The organism is Rhodococcus rhodochrous (genome assembly GCF_900187265.1).
Classification (GTDB): Bacteria; Actinomycetota; Actinomycetes; order Mycobacteriales; family Mycobacteriaceae; genus Rhodococcus; species Rhodococcus rhodochrous.
This window is the reverse complement of record NZ_LT906450.1, coordinates 623,489-639,643: the sequence shown is the minus strand read 5'-3', so window position 1 is coordinate 639,643 and position 16,155 is coordinate 623,489. Positions and strand designations below refer to the sequence as shown.

The 16,155-nt window shown below is 67.6% G+C and carries 18 protein-coding genes; 9 read left to right on the top strand and 9 right to left on the bottom strand.

The features are described 5' to 3' along the window. The first annotated feature begins 11 nt into the window (after positions 1–11). The 4 genes from CKW34_RS02965 (at position 12) to CKW34_RS02950 (ending at position 3,103) form a co-directional block, all read left to right on the top strand. The gene (locus tag CKW34_RS02965) at positions 12–590 is read left to right on the top strand and encodes a P-loop NTPase family protein (protein ID WP_059382545.1); all 579 of its coding nucleotides are present in this window, start codon (positions 12–14) and stop codon (positions 588–590) included. A gap of 94 nt (positions 591–684) precedes the next feature. After that, positions 685–1,560 (top strand): aldo/keto reductase, encoded by an 876-nt coding sequence (locus tag CKW34_RS02960; RefSeq protein WP_019290148.1) that lies wholly within the window; start codon positions 685–687, stop codon positions 1,558–1,560. Between the two features lie 70 nt (positions 1,561–1,630). Then, the gene (locus CKW34_RS02955) at positions 1,631–2,368 is read left to right on the top strand and encodes an acetoacetate decarboxylase family protein (protein WP_059382546.1); all 738 of its coding nucleotides are present in this window, start codon (positions 1,631–1,633) and stop codon (positions 2,366–2,368) included. Positions 2,369–2,497: 129 nt separating this feature from the next. Next, positions 2,498–3,103 (top strand): TetR/AcrR family transcriptional regulator, encoded by a 606-nt coding sequence (locus tag CKW34_RS02950; RefSeq protein WP_059382547.1) that lies wholly within the window; start codon positions 2,498–2,500, stop codon positions 3,101–3,103. Positions 3,104–3,109: 6 nt separating this feature from the next. On the opposite strand, the gene CKW34_RS02945 is transcribed toward CKW34_RS02950, so the two are convergent. The 3 genes from CKW34_RS02945 to CKW34_RS02935 are packed head-to-tail and all read right to left on the bottom strand — an operon-like array spanning position 3,110 to position 5,273. After that, a complete protein-coding gene (locus tag CKW34_RS02945) occupies positions 3,110–3,805 on the bottom strand; it encodes a GntR family transcriptional regulator (protein ID WP_059382548.1) in 696 nt (231 codons plus the stop codon). Beyond that, entirely contained in the window at positions 3,792–4,532 is a 741-nt protein-coding gene (locus tag CKW34_RS02940) for a maleate cis-trans isomerase family protein (RefSeq protein ID WP_059382549.1), read from the bottom strand. Before CKW34_RS02940 ends, CKW34_RS02945 begins: the two co-directional genes overlap by 14 nt. After that, on the bottom strand, positions 4,533–5,273 hold the full coding sequence (locus CKW34_RS02935; protein ID WP_059382550.1) for a maleate cis-trans isomerase family protein: 741 nt from the start codon (positions 5,271–5,273) through the stop codon (positions 4,533–4,535). It lies immediately after the preceding gene. A 140-nt stretch (positions 5,274–5,413) separates the two neighbouring features. On the opposite strand from CKW34_RS02935, the gene CKW34_RS02930 reads away from it, so the two are divergent. Together CKW34_RS02930 and CKW34_RS02925 are read left to right on the top strand one after the other, a co-directional pair. After that, positions 5,414–6,328 (top strand): D-2-hydroxyacid dehydrogenase, encoded by a 915-nt coding sequence (locus tag CKW34_RS02930; protein WP_059382631.1) that lies wholly within the window; start codon positions 5,414–5,416, stop codon positions 6,326–6,328. A gap of 32 nt (positions 6,329–6,360) precedes the next feature. Then, entirely contained in the window at positions 6,361–7,731 is a 1,371-nt protein-coding gene (locus tag CKW34_RS02925) for an amidase (RefSeq protein WP_059382551.1), read from the top strand. A 62-nt stretch (positions 7,732–7,793) separates the two neighbouring features. On the opposite strand, the gene CKW34_RS02920 is transcribed toward CKW34_RS02925, so the two are convergent. Next, positions 7,794–8,288 (bottom strand): DUF3830 family protein, encoded by a 495-nt coding sequence (locus tag CKW34_RS02920; RefSeq protein WP_016694735.1) that lies wholly within the window; start codon positions 8,286–8,288, stop codon positions 7,794–7,796. Positions 8,289–8,310: 22 nt separating this feature from the next. Continuing rightward, positions 8,311–9,552 (bottom strand): aspartate aminotransferase family protein, encoded by a 1,242-nt coding sequence (locus tag CKW34_RS02915; RefSeq protein WP_059382552.1) that lies wholly within the window; start codon positions 9,550–9,552, stop codon positions 8,311–8,313. Between the two features lie 181 nt (positions 9,553–9,733). Between CKW34_RS02915 and CKW34_RS24235 the strand changes: the two genes are divergently transcribed. Continuing rightward, on the top strand, positions 9,734–10,693 hold the full coding sequence (locus tag CKW34_RS24235) for a PRC-barrel domain-containing protein (RefSeq protein ID WP_155418947.1): 960 nt from the start codon (positions 9,734–9,736) through the stop codon (positions 10,691–10,693). Positions 10,694–10,769: 76 nt separating this feature from the next. Here the strand turns inward: CKW34_RS24235 and hsaB are convergent, their stop codons facing one another. Genes hsaB through hsaA form a run of 4 tightly spaced genes read right to left on the bottom strand, consistent with a single transcriptional unit; the run spans position 10,770 to position 14,316 of the window. Beyond that, the gene (hsaB, locus tag CKW34_RS02905; protein ID WP_059382553.1) at positions 10,770–11,357 is read right to left on the bottom strand and encodes a 3-hydroxy-9,10-secoandrosta-1,3,5(10)-triene-9,17-dione monooxygenase reductase subunit; all 588 of its coding nucleotides are present in this window, start codon (positions 11,355–11,357) and stop codon (positions 10,770–10,772) included. Continuing rightward, a complete protein-coding gene (gene hsaC / locus CKW34_RS02900) occupies positions 11,357–12,256 on the bottom strand; it encodes an iron-dependent extradiol dioxygenase HsaC (protein ID WP_059382554.1) in 900 nt (299 codons plus the stop codon). The genes hsaB and hsaC overlap by 1 nt, the downstream gene beginning before the upstream one ends. Next, positions 12,257–13,132, bottom strand: coding sequence for a 4,5:9,10-diseco-3-hydroxy-5,9,17-trioxoandrosta-1(10),2-diene-4-oate hydrolase (hsaD, locus tag CKW34_RS02895; RefSeq protein ID WP_059382632.1), 876 nt, complete (start codon positions 13,130–13,132; stop codon positions 12,257–12,259). It lies immediately after the preceding gene. 8 nt (positions 13,133–13,140) lie between these two features. After that, positions 13,141–14,316, bottom strand: a complete 1,176-nt coding sequence (hsaA, locus tag CKW34_RS02890) for a 3-hydroxy-9,10-secoandrosta-1,3,5(10)-triene-9,17-dione monooxygenase oxygenase subunit (RefSeq protein ID WP_059382555.1) — start codon at positions 14,314–14,316, stop codon at positions 13,141–13,143. A 191-nt stretch (positions 14,317–14,507) separates the two neighbouring features. On the opposite strand from hsaA, the gene CKW34_RS02885 reads away from it, so the two are divergent. Next, positions 14,508–15,656, top strand: coding sequence for a Rieske 2Fe-2S domain-containing protein (locus tag CKW34_RS02885; RefSeq protein WP_059382556.1), 1,149 nt, complete (start codon positions 14,508–14,510; stop codon positions 15,654–15,656). Between the two features lie 2 nt (positions 15,657–15,658). Further along, positions 15,659–16,036: a hypothetical protein gene (locus CKW34_RS02880; protein WP_059382557.1), complete on the top strand. Its 378-nt coding sequence runs from the start codon at positions 15,659–15,661 to the stop codon at positions 16,034–16,036. The last annotated feature ends 119 nt before the right edge of the window (positions 16,037–16,155 follow it).

Genomic DNA, 16,155 nt, shown 5'->3' with positions numbered 1-16,155 from the left:
AAAGATCGGTGATGCGCCTCCTCGATTCCTCGGTTCCACTCCCCGTGCGTCCCCGCCGCGTCCTCGTGGCGGGGACGTCCGGTTCCGGCAAGACGACCCTCGCCGCGAGGACCGGGCAGATCCTCGACCTTCCGCACGTCGAGCTCGACGGCCTCCATCACGGTCCGAACTGGACGCGGCGTCCGTCCTTCCGCGAGGACGTCGAGGAGTTCACCGCGCAGCCGCGCTGGGTGACGGAGTGGCAGTACACCGCGGTGCGGCCGCTGCTCGTCGAGCGCGCCGACCTGATGGTGTGGCTCGACCTGCCGCGGAGCACGGTGATGCGACAGGTGGTGTGGCGGACGCTGCGACGCCGGGTGCGCCGGGAAGAACTGTGGAACGGCAACATCGAACCGCCCCTGCACACCTTCTTCCGCGATCGCGACCACATCGTGCGCTGGGCGTGGCGAACCCACGGTGGGTACCGCGACCGCGTCCTCACCGCGCTCGCACAACGTCCCGATCTGCCGGTCGTGCGGCTGACGGGCCGGCGGGAGGTCGATGCGTGGGCGGCGCTGCTCGCCTGCCGTCCCCCGGCGTCCGGCCGATGAACTCGACATCCGTCCTCGGGGCCCGCGGGTCGGAGAACACCCGATCGCCCGGGATCACTCGCGCCCGCCGCGGCGGCTCGCTAACGTCGGAGAGATGACACCTCCCACGATCACGCTGAATTCCGGAACGACGATCCCGCAGCTGGGCCTGGGAGTCTGGCAGGCCACCAACGACGAGACCGAACACGCGGTCCGATACGCGATCGACGAGGCCGGTTACCGGCACATCGACACGGCCGCGGCCTACGGCAACGAGGAAGGCGTCGGCCGCGCGCTCGCCGCGTCGTCGGTGCCGCGCGAGGACATCTTCGTCACCACCAAGCTGTGGAACGCCGATCAGGGTTACGAGCCGGCACTGAAGGCATTCGACACGAGCCTGAAGAAGCTGGGCACCGAGTACGTCGACCTGTACCTGATCCACTGGCCGCTGCAGGACCGCGAACGGATCCTGCGCACCTGGGACGCCCTCGAGAAGATCGCCGAGTCCGGGCGCGCGAAGGCGGTCGGGGTGTGCAACTTCGAACCGCACCACCTGCAGTTGCTCGTCGATCGTGGCGGGTTGTTGCCTGCGGTGGACCAGGTGGAGTTGCATCCGCACCTGCCGCAGCAGGAGATCCGCCGGTTCGCGTCCGAGCACGGCATCGCCGTGGAGTCGTGGAGCCCGCTCGGTGGCACGAGCAACTCGGGGTGGGGTCCGAACTCGAAGCCGAACACCCTGCTCGTCGACCCGATCGTCACCCGCATCGCCGATCGTCACAGCAAGTCGGCCGCGCAGGTGCTGATCCGCTGGCATCTGCAGAACGGGCTGATCGTCATCCCGAAGTCGGTGCACGAGCAGCGCATCTCCCAGAACATCGACGTCTTCGACTTCGAACTCGACGAGCTCGACCTCAGCGAACTCGACACGCTCGACGACGGCACGCGGGTGGGCGCGCATCCCGACGAGATGAACATCGGCGCTCCTTCCTAGTCTCTTCCCTCCGGAACTGGAACGTGTTCTCATTGTCGGGGTACGCACGTCCGACTTCCGGAAGGCAGCGATGAGCGAGACGACGACGCATGTGGTGTTGGGCAAGCCGGTCACGATGCCCGTGCAGGTCCGAACGGCCACGGCGTTCATGGGGATGTTCTCGGTTCCCGTGCGCCCCGCGCAGGAACTCGTCGCCCACACCGGGCTCGAGATCCTGCAGTACCGGCCGGGCCACGGGATCTGCACGCTCGTCTTCGTGGACTACGTCGACGGGGACCTCGGCCCGTACAACGAGTTCGGGGTGTGTTTCCTCGTCCGCAACCATCGCAACCGCGGCGACGGCATCGTCGGCGACTGGCGGAGCCTCGTCGGCGGGCAGGCCGGTGCACTCATCCACCACCTGCCCGTCGACGGCGACTTCACTCTCGCGGCGGGGCGCGGCATCTGGGGTTTTCCGAAGACCCTCGCCGACTTCGACGCCGACCACGACAGCAGCACCAAGCGCGGTTCGGTCTCCGCCGACGGAGCACTGATCGCCGAACTGACCGTGGCGCCCGGACTTCCGGTGCCGGGCAAGGGTCTCGCCGCCTCGCTCGCTGCCTACTCGCACATCGACGACGTCACCCGCTGCACGACCTGGGAGATGAATCCGAGCGGCGTGCGCACCCGGCTCGGCGGCGCGACCCTGCGGTTGGGGACGCATCCGATCGCCGACGAACTGCGGTCGCTCGGTCTGCCGCGACGCGCACTGGCCTCGTCGTCGATCCCCGATCTGCAGATGACCTTCGGCGACGCGACCGTCGTCTGACGCTCCCCGGACTCAAGAGTGCGCGCCCGAGACGGCGCTCGTCATGAGGATCCGCCCTGAGTTGAACAGTGATGTTCGAGTTGCCCGTCGACGTAACCTGAACACCAGTGTTCGACAAGAGGAGGTTCCGTGACCACCCACGAGGCATTCCCCCGACCCGAATCACTCCGCCCCAGGAAACGTGCGGACGCCGAGCGGAACATCGAGGCGATCCTCCACGCCGCGCGCATCGCACTGGGTCGTGATCCCGACGCGAGCATCGGGGAGATCGCCAAGGCCGCCGGCGTCGGGCGTGTCACGCTCTACGGCCACTTCCCCACTCGCGCAGAACTCGTCACCGCCGTGGTGCAGCGCGCGCTCGCCGAGGCGGAACAGACCGTGGACCGCATCGACCTCACGGGCGACCCCCGCGACGCCCTGCACCGCCTCATCGCGGGTTCGTGGTCGCTGACCGCCGACGCCGGGACGCTGCTCGCGGCCGCCGAACAAGCACTTCCCGCCGAGGACGTCCGCGCCGCACACGACGGCCTGCTCGCCCGCGCGACCGCCCTCATCGAGCGCGGTCGCGCCGAAGGGGCGTTCCGCACCGACCTGTCGTCGTCCTGGCTGGCGTCGGTCCTGCACAGCCTGGTCCATTGTGCCGCAACCGAAGTCGCGGCAGGACGGTTGTCGGCGGAGGACGCCGCCGACTACATCGCCGCAACGGCCCTGTCGTCGTTCACCCCGCCCGGCTGAGCGGTATCAGCCGGACGCGATCACGCCGTCGACGTTCTGACGCTCGCGGAGCCGGGTGACCGTGTCGTGCAGGTGCTCGTCGAGCAGACGCCGCACCTCCTCCCGGTCGGCGGTGCGGATCGCCTCCCGCAGCACGACGTGCTCGTCCACCTGCACGTGCAGGTCGGGATAGGTGGTCTGCAACGCGCCGAGGCACATCCGCGTCTCGACGAGCAGCGTGCGGGCCGCCCGCACGAGCCGCGGACTGTCGGCACTGGCCACGAGGATCTCGTGGAAACGTCGGTCGCCGTCCGAGACACCGGTGGCGTCCTCGCGTTCGGCGGCGGTGCGCATCTCCTCGATCGCCGGTTCGAGGGCCTTCCACGTCTGTTCGCGACGGCCGTCCAGCACCAGGTCGAGGGCACCGCCCTCGATGACCCAGCGGCTGCGGTAGATGTCGACGACGTCGTCGAAGGTGAGCTCGGTGACGAAGATGCCCCGGTTGCGGATGCTGTAGAGCAGTCCTTCGGACAGCAACCGCTGCATGGCTTCTCGCAGCGGGCCCCGGGAGACCTGGAAGTGCGCCGCGAGTTCGGCCTCCCCCAGCTGTTCCCCGGGACCGAGCGCACCCCGGACGATGGCCGACCGGATCTGTTCGGCGATGAGCTCGGCCGTGGACGGCCGGGTGACAGGACGTAGACCTTCCAGATCACCGAGCACCATGATCGCTATCCTCCTCGAACAGTGAGCCCAGCTCCGGGCATTCCACTGTATATCCGGCGAGTTCCAGGCCGTGCCACACGGTGACCTGGTTGGCGGTCAGGACCGGCTTACCGGTCTCCTTCCCGAGTTCCCGCATGATCCGCAGCGTGTGCATCGCGGTGTCGGGGACGAGGACCGCCTGTGCGTCGGGATGATCGTTGGTCCTCACGAATTCGAGGACGGCCTCGTCGGTCAGGGTGCCGACCTCGGCGGCGGTGTCGATGCCGGCGTCGGCGAGCGAGACGACGTCGACACCGGCGTCCGCGAGGAAGGCGACGAACAGTTCGGCGACGTCCCGCGGATAACTCGCCGCCACGGCCACCCGGCCGACTCCGAGCGCCCGTAGCGCGGCGACGAACGCGATGCTCGTGCTCGTCGTGGGCACGCCTCCCGCGTCCCGGGAGAGCTGCTCGACCTGGGTGCGTGCCCCCTCGGGTCCGTACACGAAGCTGCCCGACGTGCACGCCCACACGAGGGCGTCGAGGGGCTCGTCCGCGAACTGCGCCGCTCCCCCGGCGAGCTTGGCCGGGCTCCCGAGGTCGAGGAGTTCGGGAACGGCGTGCAGATCGGTTCCGTAGATGTGGGCGACGGGCAGATTCACCCCCAGGAGTTCGGCGGCGAACGGGTAGTCGTCCTCGGCGGCATGATCCGGGTAGACGATCCCGACGGTCGTGCGGTCACGATGCATTCAGAACACTCCTCTCAACCACTTCCCCGGTCCGGTCATGGGCAACTTCATCCGTCCCAGGCACGCCCAGATGGTGAGCTGGTTGGCCGTGAGGACCGGCTTGCCGAGTTCCCGTTCGAGCGGCGCGATCAGGTCGTAGGTCGGCAGGTTGGTGCAACTGACGAAGATCGCCTGTGCGTCCGGGGTGTCGGCCGCGATGATGTGCTCGGCGATGGTGCGGTAGTTGACCTTCCAGATGCCGCCGCCGAGCCCGAGATGTGACGACCGGACGACCTCGGTTCCGGCCTCCTTCAGGAAGTCGTGCAGCAGGTCGGTGAGTTCCCGGTCGTAGGGGGTGATCACCGAGATGCGGGTGAGGTCGAGTTTGCGGAGGGCTTCGAGCAGCGCTCCGGAGGTCGTGACCGCGCACGATGCGCCCGCCTCGCAGATCGCGTCGCACAGGGCCTTCTCGTAGGCCACCCCGTTGACGAAACTGCCCGAGGTGCACAGATAGGCAACGACTTCCGGTTCCACCGACAGCACGTCGCGGGCCGCGACCATCAGGTGCCGTCGGTCGGACACCAGCTCGGCCATGGCACGGCTGACCGGCACCGGCTCGTAGGGGGTTCGAGCGAGGTGCAGGGTGACCTCGAGCGGCGCCCATCGCCACAGTTCTCGTTCCAGGGCGAGATCGAAGGGTGCGATCACACCGATGCCCCGCTGAGCCAGAGGACCTTCGAATTCGGGAATGTTCAGTTCCATACGGTCCCTCGGCTTCGTCAAGAGTTCCCTCAGCCTTGAGGATTGTTGACAATAATACGAGGCACTCATACGGTGTCAACGTGGATGCCCAGCCGGTCGTTGCAGTGCTTCATGCCGAAGCCGTGCCGGATCGTGCGTGGATGGCCCCGGTGGCCGAACACGCCACGGTCCGCTACGCCGACGCCACCGGTCTGGCCGACGCGCTCGACGGCGCCGACATCCTCTTCGCGTACGACTTCCTCACCGACGCGCTGCCCGCAGCCTGGCACGCCGCAGCGTCCCTGAAGTGGATCCATGTCGCCGCGGCCGGGGTCGACGCCCTCATGTTCCCCGAGCTGCGCGACAGCGACGTGGTCGTCACCAACTCCCGCGGAGTCTTCGACGGGGCGATCGCCGAATACGTGCTCGCCCAGATACTCTCCTTCGCCAAGGACATCCCCGAATCGCTGCGGCTCCAGCACGAGCACATCTGGAAGCACCGGGAATCCGAACGCATCGCCGGGCGCTCCGTGCTCGTCGTCGGCACCGGCCCGATCGGTCGCGCGATCGCCCGCCTGCTCTCCGCCGTGGGAATGACGGTCCGGGGCTCGGGCCGACGCTCTCGCGACGACGACCCCGATTTCGGCACCGTCACCGCGACCGCCGACCTTCCGGCCGCCCTGGCCGACGTCGATTTCGTCGTCGTGGCCGCACCTCTCACGGATCAGACCCGGCACCTGTTCGACGCCCGGATGTTCGCCGCGATGAAGCCGCAGGCGCGCTTCGTCAACGTCGGGCGTGGCGAACTCGTGCGCACCGACGACCTGGTCGAGGCACTGCGGTCGGGCACGATCGCCGGCGCCGCACTCGACGTGCTCGACGTCGAACCGCTCCCCGAGAGCCATCCGCTCTGGGACATGCCGAACGTCTCGATCACCCCGCACAATTCGGGGGATTTCGTGGGCTGGCGCGACGCGCTGGTGGACGTCTTCGTCGACAACTTCCACCGTCACCGCAGTGGCGAACCTCTTCGGAACGTGGTGGACAAGAAGCTGGGTTACGTGCCCGGCGCGTGAGAGTCGGCATCGTCCGACGAGAAGGAGGCACGATGGAGCCCACAGACATGACCGCCGTCGAACTCGTGTCGGCGTTCTCCTCGGGCGAGCTGTCTCCCGTCGAGGTGACGCGGGCCGTGCTCGATCGGATCGCGGCGCACGATCGCGAGATCAACTCGTTCTGCCTCGTCGACGAGGAGAAGGCCCTCGACCAGGCGCGCAGGTCCGAGGAGCGGTGGCGGACCGGCTATTCGAAGGGCCTGCTCGACGGGGTCCCCATCTCGATCAAGGACATCTTCCTCACCGACGGATGGCCGACCCTGCGGGGCTCGCAGGCCATCGACGAGAACCAGGACTGGAACGTCGACAGCCCGGTCGCAGCCCGGCTGCGCGAGGACGGAATGGTGTTGCTGGGCAAGACCACCACTCCGGAGATCGCGTGGAAGGCGGTGACCGACTCGGCGCTCTACGGGGTGACCACGAATCCCGCCGACACGACGAAGACCGCCGGTGGCTCGTCCGGTGGCAGCGCGGCGGCGGTCGCGGCCGGCTTCGGTCCGTGCTCCGTCGGCACCGACGGTGGGGGCAGCATCCGCATCCCCGCATCGTTCTGCGGCGTCGTCGGATTCAAGCCCACCCACGGCCGGATCCCGATCTTCCCCGCCAGCCCGTTCGGGCCGCTCGCGCACGCCGGGCCGATCACCCGGACGGTCGAGGACGCGGCACTGCTCACCGACATCCTCGCGCTGCCCGACCCCCGGGACCCGACGGCCCTCGCGCCACCTCTGACGACCTTCCGCGGTGGCCTCAACCGCGAGGTGGTGGGGATGGACGTCGCCTACTCCAAGACCCTCGGCTACGTCGACGTGGACCCCGAGGTCGGTGAGATCGTCGACCGGGCAGTCCGCGTCCTCGACGAGGCCGGACTGCGCGTGACCGCCGCCGATCCCGGTTTCACCGACCCGCTCGAGGCCTTCGAGAACCTCTGGGCGGCAGGCGCGGCCACGATGCTGAAGACCTTCCCCGAGGGCACGCGGGACAAGGTGGACCCCGGTCTCGGACGCGTGTGGTCCCACGGCGAACAACTCGGTGCCGTGGACTATCTCGAGGCCCGCGCGGTCGCGGCGGCGGTCGGAATCACGATGGGGAGCTTCCACCAGAAGTACAACGTGCTGATCACCCCGACGATGCCGATCCCCGCCTTCGAGGCCGGCCACGACGTGCCGCCGGGTTCGTCGCTCACCTCGTGGCCGCAGTGGACCCCGTTCACCTATCCCTTCAATCTCACGCAGCAGCCGGCCATCAGCATCCCTGTGGGCACCACCTCGGCGGGTCTGCCCGTGGGTCTGCAGATCGTCGGGCCACGGCACTCGGACGACCTGCTGCTCGCCGTCGCGCGATTCGCCGAGTACGCGTTGAGCTGAAGAAGCCCGCACGGGAACGGCACCGCACATTCTGTGCGGTGCCGTTCCCGTGCGGTGCCCGTCTATGCGCGTGCGAAGCTCAGCGTCTCCCCCACGACCCCCTGGATCCACAGGTCGTTGCACGCGACGGCGAGTTCGGGCAGGCCCTCCTCGATCGTCGCGAAGACGTTGCCCGGCACCCAGCCCACATCGCCGTTGAGCAACAGATTGTTCCGGCCGTAGAACAACGCGAGGTCGGTCGCTCCCTGCTGCGCATGGGCCTGCGATCCGGGTTCGTAACCGTATGCGGGATTACCGATCTCCCACGGTTCGAAGTCGAACAGGCACACGTCGCCGGGGATCGGAGTCACCGTCGGGTTCTCCCTGTGCGGTGCCGCGGTGATCCTCGGGACGAGGGTGTAGAGCTCGTTGCGGGCGTACTTGGCGTGGAACGCCGAGCCGCTCTGCGGCAGGGCGTCCCACACCGCCGCACAGGTGAGCGGCGCCTCGTCGTCGAGAAGCCGTGCTCTGCACGTGATATCGCGCTTGTCGAGAGTGATCGTGATGTATCGGGCCACGCGGACTCCCTCGTTCGACGGATTATCGGACCTCGGCGCGGACCTCGGACCAGATCCCGAGCGCGTCCTCGATCTGCTGGGTGGTGACGATCAGCGGCGGGATCATGCGCACCACGTTCATGTGCGCACCGCAGGTCAACAGCAGCAACCCCTTCTGCGCGGCGAGCTGCTGCGCTGCGGTCGCCCGCTCCCGGTCGGGTGCTCCGTCGGTGGTGAATTCGAGGCCCACCATGAGGCCGAGGCCGCGCACGTCGCCGATGGCGTCGATCGTGTTCTCCCGTGCACCGGAGAGCAGTTCACGTCCACGTGCGGCGGCGTTGTCGACGAGCCCCTCCTTCTCGATCACGTCGAGAGTGGCCACGGCCGCCGCGCAGGAGACCGCATTCGCTCCGTACGTGCCGCCCTGCGATCCCGGGCGGGCGCGCTCCATGAGTTCCTCGGAGGCGGCGATACCCGACAGCGGGAAACCGCTCGCGAGGCCCTTGGCGATGGTGATGATGTCGGGTCGCACGTCGAAGTGCTGATGTCCGAAGAACTTTCCGGTCCGCCCGAATCCGGTCTGGATCTCGTCGAAGACGAGCAGGATGCCGTGTTCGTCGGCCCGCTGCCGCAATCCCTGGAAGAACCGGGTGTTGCCGGGGACGTAACCGCCCTCGCCCAGGACCGGTTCGACGACGAAGGCCGCGATCTCGTCCGGCGCCACGAGGGTCGCGAACAGGTAGTCCAGTTCCTGCAGGGCGAAATCGGTCGCTTCGTCCTCCGACCAGCCGTAGCGATAGGCAGTGGGGAACGGCGCGACGTGCACACCGCCCATGAGGGGCGAGAACCCCGCGGAGAAGCGGGTTCCCGAGGTGGTCATCGTGGCTGCGGCGACGGTCCGCCCGTGGAAACCGCCGTGGAAGACGACGATTCCGGGCCGCCCTGTCGCCTGGCGGGCCAGACGCAACGCCGCCTCGACTGCCTCGCTGCCCGAATTGGCGAAGAACAGCGAGTCGAGCCCTTCGGGGAGCACCGTGCCCAGGCGTTCGGTGAGTTCGAGCAGGGGCCGGTGCATCACGGTCGTGTACTGCCCGTGGATGAGCGAGCCGATCTGTCGGCGAGCGGCCTCGACGACGTGCGGGTGACAGTGGCCGGTACTCGTGACGCCGATGCCGGCGGTGAAGTCGAGATACCGACGTCCGTCGGTGCCGTGGATGTAACACCCTTCGGCGTGGTCGACGGTGACGGGCGTTGCCTGCAGCAGGCGGGGTGAAAGACGGGTCATGACGATCCCTCCGAACAGCCGAGGGCTCGCACCCCCGCGCCGGTTGTCGGATTGTTGACAATATGGATAACACGCGAGGATGGTCGGCGCAACGGCGAGCGGTGTAACGGCAGCGTTTCGTCACTCCCATCGGAGGGCATCCGCACTGCAGGAAGCCGCATCGCCCACGGATGAGGACATCATGATCAGCAACGACGACATCGACACCCTCGCTCGCGCCACCGCGTACGGGCCGGACGGTGACAAGCTCGGACGCGTCGGAGAGGTGTACCTGGACAACGACACAGGCCGACCCGCCTGGATCACCGTCGTCACGGGTCTGTTCGGAACGCGCCGGCACTTCGCCCCTATCGACGAAGCCGAACTCGACAGCTCCGGAGTGCGCCTGCCCTTCGACAAGGACACCATCACCGGCGCCCCGAACATCGACGAGAACGGTGAGCTGACCCCGCTCGAGGAGGACGAGCTGTTCCGCTACTACCGCCGGTTCGGGGACACCCCTGCAGGGGGTGGATCCACCGGCGATCAGGGCGGATTCACGGACGATCGGGCCGGGTTCACCGACGACCGCAGCGGCCTCGGCGAGCGGAGCGCAGCCGGTGGTGGCCTCGTCGGTGGCGCGGCCGGCGGACCGGGAGGCACCGGGACGCCGCACACCGGCGAGACGTACGGCACCACCACACCGGCGGGAACCGGGCATTCACCGACACCGCCCGACGTCGCGCGTGAGGAGATCGCCGGCAACTACCGGCCGAGCGAGGGCCAGCGGGACGAATCGCTCGAGCACTCGATGCCGGGGCATACCGCGTCGACGCCGTCCACACCGTCCGGGACCGCGGACTCGTCCACACCGTCCGGGACCGCGGACTCGGCGGCGGACACCGCCCGCCACGCAGCTCCCGGCAGCGACAGCGGCAGCGGCAGCGGCAGCGATCAGGAGATCGTCGGTCCGGGACCGACGGGGCCGGCGCACTTCACGCCGCCGCCATCGGCCGACACGAGCACGGCCGATGCGAAGACGGACACGGCAGGCGGCGAGGACGCCGACCGGCCGCGCAAGCCGCGCCTGGTGCGCCGCGTCGTGACCACGGAGTACTACGAGGAGTCACCGGACGACGCGACCGACACCGATCGCTCCTGATCCACACACGAAGCCGGGACGACCACTTTCGATGTGGTCGTCCCGGCTTCGTCGTGCGGTACCTACCGTCTGCGATCTACAGCCAGGTGTCCTCCGTGACGGAGGTGAGGAACGCTTCGAGATCGTCGCGCCATGGCGCCGGCGTCGTCTTCTCCGGTTGGATCCCGGTGTACTGCCCGCGGTAGAAGAGCAGCGGGCGTTCCTTCTCGTCGCGCACTTCGCTCAGCGACGACACGCGACCGAAGACCACCCAGTGGTCTCCCCCGTCGTGCACCGTCTCGACCGTGCAATCGATGTGTGCGAGCGATCCCGTCAGGACGGGTGAGCCCAACGGGGACGGCGTCCAGTCGAGTCCGGCGAACTTGTCGGGTTCGCGGGAACCGAACCGCGCGCAGGTCTCCCGCTGTTCCTCGGCGAGGACGTTGACGCAGAAGCGGCCCGCTCGTTCGATGGCCGCCCACGACCGGGACTGCTTCGTGGGGCAGAACAATACGAGCGGCGGGTCGAGCGACAACGCCGCGAACGACTGGCACGCGAATCCCACAGGCGCCCCGTCGTCCTCGGTGGTGGTGATGACGGTGACTCCGGTGCAGAACTGCCCGAGCACGGTGCGGAAGGCCCGCGGGTCGATCGCACCGTTCTCTCCGGCCTCCGGCGCGGTCATTACTGCATTCCCACCGAGAAGTCGTGGCCCCACAGGCTCACGGCCGTGGATTCACGGGCGATCCAATCGCCGTCCTCGACCTGAAGCCCCTCGCAACCGAATTCGACGTCGAATCCGCCGGGGGTCTTCATGTAGAAGGACAGCATCTTGTCGTTGACGTGGCGCCCGAGCGTCGCCGACATCTTGACCTTCTTCCGCAGTGCTCGGTCGAGGGCGAGACCGACGTCGTCGGAGTTCTCCACCTCGATCATCAGGTGCACGATGCCCGACGGGGTGGGCATGGGCAGGAAGGCGAGGCTGTGGTGGCGCGGGTTGCATCCGAAGAACCTCAGCCAGGCCGGTTTTCCGTCGGCGGGCCGGCCGACCATCTGCGGGGGCATCCGCATGGAGTCGCGCAGGCGGAAGCCGAGCACGTCGCGGTAGAAGCGCAGCGATTCCTCGTCGTCGCGGGTCGAGAGCACCACGTGCCCGAGGCCCTGCTCGCCGGTGACGAATTTGTGCCCGTACGGACTGACCACGCGGCGGTGTTCGAGCGCGGCACCGTGGAACGCCTCGAGGGTGTTGCCCGACGGATCCTGGAAGACGATCAGTTCGTCGACGCGACGATCGGCGAGCTGCTCGGCGGTGCCCTCCTTGAACGGAACACCCGCCGCGGAGAGACTGTCGCGAACCGACTGGAGATCGGCGGCGTTCGCGGTCTCCCAGCCCGAGACGAGCAGCTTGTCGGACTCGTGCGGCTCGATGACGAGCCGGGCCGGAAAGTCGTCCATTCGCAGGTACAACGCGTCGGCGTGGGTGCCCTGGCCCTCGATCATGCCGAGGACCTTGAGACCGTACTCGCGCCAGGCCGGGACGTCGGTGGCGCCGATCCGGAGATATGCCAGCGACCGGATACTCATCTATTCGACTCCGTCCGTGAGGAAATCCACTGTCAGGCGGTTGAATTCGTCGAACTTCTCGAGTTGTGCCCAGTGGCCGCATCCACCGAACACGTGCAACTGTGCGCGCGGGATCATCTTCAGCGCCACGAGTGCGCCGTCGAGCGGGTTGACGCGGTCCTCGCGACCCCAGATCAGCAGCACCCGCTGACGGAGCTTGTAGGCGTCGCGCCAGAGCATCCCCTTCTCGAACTCGGCGCTGGAGAACGACTTTCCCATCGCCTTCGCCGCCGCGAGCGACTCGGGGGTGCTCGCCGACGCGAACCGCTCCTCGACGAGCTCGGGGGTGATCAGCGACTGGTCGAAGACCATGATCCGCAGGAACGCCTCGAGATTCTCGCGGGTGGGCTCGTACGAGAACCGGCCGAGATTCTTGACGCCCTCGGTGGGGTCGGGTGCGAACAGGTTGACGCTCAGCCCACCCGGCCCCATGAGGACGAGCCGTCCGGCGCGTTCGGGATAGTCGAGCGCGAACCGCACGGCGGCACCACCACCGAGCGAGTTGCCGAGGAGGTGGACGCGGTCGGTGATCCCGAGCGTGTCGAGCAGGTCCTTCAGCGCGGACGCGCTGTGCACGAAGTACTGCGGATGCTCGGTCGGCTTGTCGGACCTGCCGTAGCCGGGCTGGTCGACGGCCAGCACGTGGAACCGTTGTGCCAGCACCGGAATGTTCTTTGCGAAGTTCGACCACGACGACGCGCCCGGTCCACCGCCGTGGAGCAGGACGATCGTGGTGTCGTTGCCGACGCCGGCCTCGTGGTAGTGCAGGCGAAGGTCGTCGCGGACCTGCGCGAAACGGGAGGTCGACTCGTAGGTGATCTCGTCGATTGCGGTCACATCCACCCCTAGACCATCGTGTCGGTGATCGGCAGACCGAACTCGGCGGCACCGAACATCACGTAGGCGCGCTCGGCGTCATTGGCGGCGTGCACACGACCGGCGTGCGCGTCGCGCCAGAAACGCTGGATGGGTGTGCCGTCCGCTAGGGCGGTGGCACCCGAGTTCTCGAAGAGACGGTCGATCGACGTGATTGCACGGCCGGTCGCGCGGACCTGGTCGCGACGCGCCCGCAGCCGCAGTTCCATCGGAACCTCCTCGCCGGCGAGGAGGTGGGCGTACTCGTCGGCGACGTTGCCCGACAGCTGACGCCAGGCCGCGTCGATGTCGCTCGAGGCCTCGGCGATGCGCACCTTGGCGAACGGGTCGTCCTTGGCCTTCTCGCCGGCGTATGCCGCACGGACCCGCTTGCCCTGGTGTTCGACGTGGGCCTCGTACGCGCCGTAGGCCATGCCGACGATGGGCGTCGAGATGGTCGTGGGATGGATGGTGCCCCACGGCATCTTGTAGACGGGTGCGGTGTTGCGCTCGAGCCCGGGCGAGGCGAGGTCGTTCATGGCCTTGAAGCTGAGGAAGCGGTGGCGCGGGACGAAGACGTCCTTGACCTTGATCGTGTTGGATCCGGTGCCGCGCAGGCCGACCACGTGCCACACGTCGTCGATCTCGTACTCGGAACGAGGGATCAGGAAGCTGCCGAAGTCGACGGGGCGGCCGTCCTTGATGACCGGGCCACCGACGACGACCCAGCTCGCGTGGTCGCATCCGGACGACCAGGCCCACGCACCGTTGACCTTGTATCCGCCGTCGACGACCTCACCGGCGCCCATGGGCGCGTAGGACGAGGAGATGCGGACGTCGGGGTCGTCGCCCCAGACCTCCTCCTGGGCCTGCTGACCGAAGAGTGCGAGGTGCCAGTTGTGGACGCCGATGATGCCGGAGACCCATCCGGTCGAGCCGCACGCGCTCGCGATGTTGCGCACCGCGGTGAAGAAGGTGACGGGATCGGCCTCGTATCCGCCCCACTGGGCCGGTTGCAGAAGTTTGAAGAAGCCGGCCTCCTGGAGCTCCTTGATCGAGTCGTCGGGCACACGGCGCAGATTCTCGGCCTCCTGCGCTCGTTCGCGCAGCGTGGGCAGCAGAGCGTCGATCCGCTGCAGTACCTCGTGGCTGTCGTGGTCACCCACTGGACGCTCCCGTCTGTTCAGGAATTGATCGCTTGTACCGAGACTAGAACATGTTCTTATTCGTGTCGAGACGCGCCGCATTCGCAGGTAGACAATCCCTATGGCGGGACCAAAGTCCCCGAACCCTTCCCCTCGGGACGCGAATTCTATAACGTGTTCTAGAAGAGATTTCCGGAAGGAAGTGAGCGGACATGGCACAGATTCGCGAGATCGACGTCGGAGAGGTCCGGACGCGTTTCGCGCGAGGCTGGCACTGCCTCGGCCTCAGTCGCACGTTCAAGGACGGCAAGCCCCACGCCGTCGAGGCCTTCGGCACGAAACTCGTGGTGTGGGCCGACAGCAACGGCGAACCGAAGGTGCTCGACGCGTACTGCCGTCACATGGGCGGCGACCTGTCACAGGGCGAGATCAAGGGCGATTCGGTTGCGTGCCCGTTCCACGACTGGCGCTGGGGCGGCAACGGCAAGTGCACGGACATCCCGTATGCCAGGCGCGTTCCCCCGCTGGCCCGCACCCGTTCGTGGATAACGATGGAGAAGCACGGCCAGCTGTTCGTGTGGAACGACCCCGAGGGCAACACCCCGCCCCCGGAGGTCACGATCCCCGAGATCGAGCAGTACGGCTCGGACGAGTGGACGGACTGGACCTGGAACCAGATCCGGATCGAAGGTTCCAACTGTCGCGAGATCATCGACAACGTCGTCGACATGGCGCACTTCTTCTACATCCACTACGCCTTCCCCACGTTCTTCAAGAACGTCTTCGAAGGGCACATCGCGGAGCAGTACCTCAACACCCGGGGCCGGCCGGACAAGGGCATGGCGACGCAGTACGGCCTGGAGTCGACCCTCGAGTCGTACGCGGCCTACTACGGCCCCTCCTACATGATCAATCCGCTCAAGAACAACTACGGCGGGTACCAGACCGAATCCGTACTGATCAACTGCCATTACCCGATCACGCACGATTCGTTCATGCTGCAGTACGGCATCATCGTCAAGAAGCCGCAGGGCATGTCACCCGAGCAGTCCGACGTGCTGGCCGCCAAGCTCACCGAGGGTGTCGGTGAAGGCTTCCTGCAGGACGTCGAGATCTGGAAGAACAAGACCAAGATCGAGAATCCGCTGCTGTGCGAGGAGGATGGTCCGGTCTACCAGCTCCGTCGCTGGTACGAGCAGTTCTACGTCGACGTCGCCGACGTGACGGAGAAGATGACGGGCCGCTTCGAGTTCGAGGTCGACACCGCCAAGGCCAACGAGGCCTGGGAGAAGGAGGTCGCCGAGAATCTCGAGCGCAAGAAGCGCGAGGAAGAACAAGGCAAGCAGGAAGCGGAGGTGTGACGATGAGCGCCTCGACCCGGCGGAGCAGATGGGCGAAATCCCCGGACTTCTCCCAATGGCCCGAGCGGGCCGAGGCCGTCGCCGCCCAGACCGCGATCGACAAGATCAACTACCTGGAGTCGGGCCAGCACGAGGTGCAGTGCCACGAGTGCGGTACCTGCGTACTGGTGCGCAAGAACAGCCTCTCGCACACGAGCGTGCAGTGGCAGGACGATCCGGACACCGTGTGCCCGACCTTCCGCGAGACCGCCTCGCTCCGAGGTTCGTCCATCACACCGCGTGAAGGATGCCCGCGACTCCGGGAGAGCATCGACCGGGCCGTGCTCGACGGCACCCTTCCTGTACCGGACGGGTCTCCCACCCGACCGGCCCGATCCTGATCGATCCCGACCTGCAACGACCCCGCGACGGCACCGTCCCCATCGGACGGTGCCGTCGCTCGTCGTTCCGGCCGATATCGCGTTCCAGTGTCGGTGTCGCCGCGTGTTCGCCTCACGTC

What these genes read in the sequence shown, in the direction of transcription:
- CKW34_RS02965 (WP_059382545.1), top strand. Translation starts at nt 12, where the DNA reads ATGCGCCTCCTCGATTCCTCGGTTCCACTCCCCGTGCGTCCCCGCCGC.
- CKW34_RS02960 (WP_019290148.1), top strand. Translation starts at nt 685, where the DNA reads ATGACACCTCCCACGATCACGCTGAATTCCGGAACGACGATCCCGCAG.
- CKW34_RS02955 (WP_059382546.1), top strand. Translation starts at nt 1,631, where the DNA reads ATGAGCGAGACGACGACGCATGTGGTGTTGGGCAAGCCGGTCACGATG.
- CKW34_RS02945 (WP_059382548.1), bottom strand. Translation starts at nt 3,805, where the DNA reads ATGGTGCTCGGTGATCTGGAAGGTCTACGTCCTGTCACCCGGCCGTCC.
- CKW34_RS02940 (WP_059382549.1), bottom strand. Translation starts at nt 4,532, where the DNA reads ATGCATCGTGACCGCACGACCGTCGGGATCGTCTACCCGGATCATGCC.
- CKW34_RS02935 (WP_059382550.1), bottom strand. Translation starts at nt 5,273, where the DNA reads ATGGAACTGAACATTCCCGAATTCGAAGGTCCTCTGGCTCAGCGGGGC.
- CKW34_RS02930 (WP_059382631.1), top strand. Translation starts at nt 5,414, where the DNA reads ATGGCCCCGGTGGCCGAACACGCCACGGTCCGCTACGCCGACGCCACC.
- CKW34_RS02925 (WP_059382551.1), top strand. Translation starts at nt 6,361, where the DNA reads ATGGAGCCCACAGACATGACCGCCGTCGAACTCGTGTCGGCGTTCTCC.
- CKW34_RS02915 (WP_059382552.1), bottom strand. Translation starts at nt 9,552, where the DNA reads ATGACCCGTCTTTCACCCCGCCTGCTGCAGGCAACGCCCGTCACCGTC.
- CKW34_RS24235 (WP_155418947.1), top strand. Translation starts at nt 9,734, where the DNA reads ATGATCAGCAACGACGACATCGACACCCTCGCTCGCGCCACCGCGTAC.
- hsaB (WP_059382553.1), bottom strand. Translation starts at nt 11,357, where the DNA reads ATGACCGCGCCGGAGGCCGGAGAGAACGGTGCGATCGACCCGCGGGCC.
- hsaC (WP_059382554.1), bottom strand. Translation starts at nt 12,256, where the DNA reads ATGAGTATCCGGTCGCTGGCATATCTCCGGATCGGCGCCACCGACGTC.
- CKW34_RS02885 (WP_059382556.1), top strand. Translation starts at nt 14,508, where the DNA reads ATGGCACAGATTCGCGAGATCGACGTCGGAGAGGTCCGGACGCGTTTC.
- CKW34_RS02880 (WP_059382557.1), top strand. Translation starts at nt 15,659, where the DNA reads ATGAGCGCCTCGACCCGGCGGAGCAGATGGGCGAAATCCCCGGACTTC.